Origin of the sequence: Mesorhizobium sp. M1143 (assembly GCF_040318435.1) — a bacterium.
Classification (GTDB): domain Bacteria; phylum Pseudomonadota; class Alphaproteobacteria; order Rhizobiales; family Rhizobiaceae; genus Mesorhizobium.
Genome location: NZ_JAMYMJ010000160.1, coordinates 1 through 1,909, shown reverse-complemented (window position 1 = coordinate 1,909; position 1,909 = coordinate 1). Strand labels below are relative to the sequence as shown.

Sequence of the window (1,909 nt, the reverse complement as noted above, 5' to 3'; positions counted from 1 at the left end):
TGGCGGACGTTCTCTGGGACCTGGAGCAGGCCTACGGCATCGAGATCGAGATGAATACGGCCGAGGCATGGTCGGATCTCCAGAATGTTGGGGGCATGGTGGAAGCCGTGCGCAGCTTGCTCCCTACGGGGGTGTGAATGGACAGGCGCGTCGTGATTACTGGGATTGGCGGGATTTGCGGGCTTGGAACCAACGCCGCCGCCATTTGGACAGAGATGCGAGAAGGCCGCTCCGCCATCGGCCCAATCGTCAACTCCGAGTTCCATGAGTTGAGGGTCAGGATCGGTGCCGAGATCAAGGCCCTGCCGGAGCATGACATCGACAGCAAGCAACTCATCTCCATGGACCGCTTCAGCCTGCTCGCTGTGCTTGCGGCGCGCGAAGCCATGCGTCAGGCCGGACTTTCCTCCAAAGAGGGAAATAGCTATCGCTTCGGTGCGGCGGTGGGCGTTGGCGGCTGCGGGTGGGATGCGATCGAGCAAACCTACCGCGCCATCCTTCTGGGCGGTAAGCGTGCCGCTCTCTTGACTGTACCCAAGGCGATGCCGGGTGCCGCTGCCGGCCAGGTCAGCATGAGTCTCGGCCTGCGCGGGCCGGTCTTCGGCGTCACGTCCGCCTGTTCCTCGGCAAACCATGCGATTGCCTGCGCGGTGGACCAGATCAGGCTCGGCCGGGCCGACGTGATGCTTGCCGGCGGCAGCGAAGCGCCGCTCATATGGGGTGTGCTGAAGGCATGGGAAGCGATCCGCGTGCTTTCGCCCGATACTTGCCGGCCATTCTCGGCCGATCGCCAGGGCCTGTCGCTTGGTGAAGGCGCCGGCATGGCGGTGCTGGAAAGCTACGAGCATGCCTTGGCTCGGGGCGCCACCATCCTTGCCGAAATTGCCGGTGTCGGCCTTTCCGCCGATGCGTCCGGCATCGTCGCGCCGACTGTCGAGGGGCCGGAGGCAGCAATGCGGGCCTGCCTTGCCGATGCCAGGCTGGACGCCGAGGATGTCGACTATCTCAACGCGCACGGCACCGGCCCCAAGGCCCACGACCAGATCGAGACGGCGGCGATCAAGCGCGTCTTCGGTCAGCACGCCTTCTCAATGTCCATTTCTTCTACCAAGTCCATGCACGCGCATTGCCTCGGCGCGTCCGGCGCGCTCGAGTTGATCGCCTGCGTGATGGCTATCCGCGAGAGCGTCGTCCCGCCGACTGCCAATTATCGTGAGCTGGACCCCGATTGCGATCTCGACGTCACGCCCAATGTGGCACGCGAGCGCAAGGTGCGCGTGGCACTGAGCAACTCCTTCGCCTTTGGCGGCACGAACGCGGTTCTGGCGTTCAGGCAGGTGTAGAAGCCATGAAAGATGCTTCCGGCAACATTATCTCTCGCATCCAGATGCTTGCCGGGATAACCTTGTGAAGGGCGGGTCATTGACCGCCTCGGCGAATGCGGGAAGTGGCAGCGGAAGCTCGAGGATCCGGGGTATCGTCTTTGCGAAATTCTTAACTGTTGAACCGGCTTGGACGTACCGCCGCCCCGTAAAAGGTAAGCGAGGCCATGCGGGCTCGGCTTGAGGGTCTGAAGCTGTACACGACAATGTCTGGAAGCCGCAGGGTCGGCTCTGCGCCCGTTATAGTCGCCTGAGTGCTGCCGGCCCGGCCGCGCCGCGGGCGCCGTCAATGAGCTCCTTGAACATGCGGACCTTGCCTCTCTTGGCCGACGCTTCCAGGCGTGCTGTCGTGCTGGCCTCCAGATCCGCCACATGCTTGCGCAGGGTCGTGGTGGGCGCGAGGCCAAAGATGAAGTCGACGCGCAGCACCAGTCGATGACCTGGGTTGCAATAATGGCTATCCCCGCGGAGCAGGATTCGAATGTTCGGCCAGTTGATCCGGATCGCCCGCACCAGACGGCGCAGGT

1 protein-coding gene and 3 pseudogenes are annotated in these 1,909 nt (G+C 63.6%); 2 read left to right on the top strand and 2 right to left on the bottom strand.

What is annotated here, in order from left to right; all coding sequences use genetic code 11:
• Window positions 1-137, top strand: a pseudogene (locus NKH35_RS31580) (nodulation protein NodF); the annotation flags it as partial.
• Window positions 138-1,343 (top strand): beta-ketoacyl-[acyl-carrier-protein] synthase family protein, encoded by a 1,206-nt coding sequence (locus NKH35_RS31575; RefSeq protein ID WP_352917557.1) that lies wholly within the window; start codon window positions 138-140, stop codon window positions 1,341-1,343.
• Here NKH35_RS31575 and NKH35_RS31570 read toward each other — a convergent pair.
• Both NKH35_RS31570 and NKH35_RS31565 read right to left on the bottom strand, forming a co-directional pair.
• Window positions 1,330-1,493: pseudogene (locus NKH35_RS31570) on the bottom strand (LysR family transcriptional regulator); the annotation flags it as partial. The gene NKH35_RS31575 and the pseudogene NKH35_RS31570 overlap by 14 nt on opposite strands.
• Before the next feature lie 168 nt (window positions 1,494-1,661).
• Window positions 1,662-1,909, bottom strand: a pseudogene (locus NKH35_RS31565) (transposase); the annotation flags it as partial.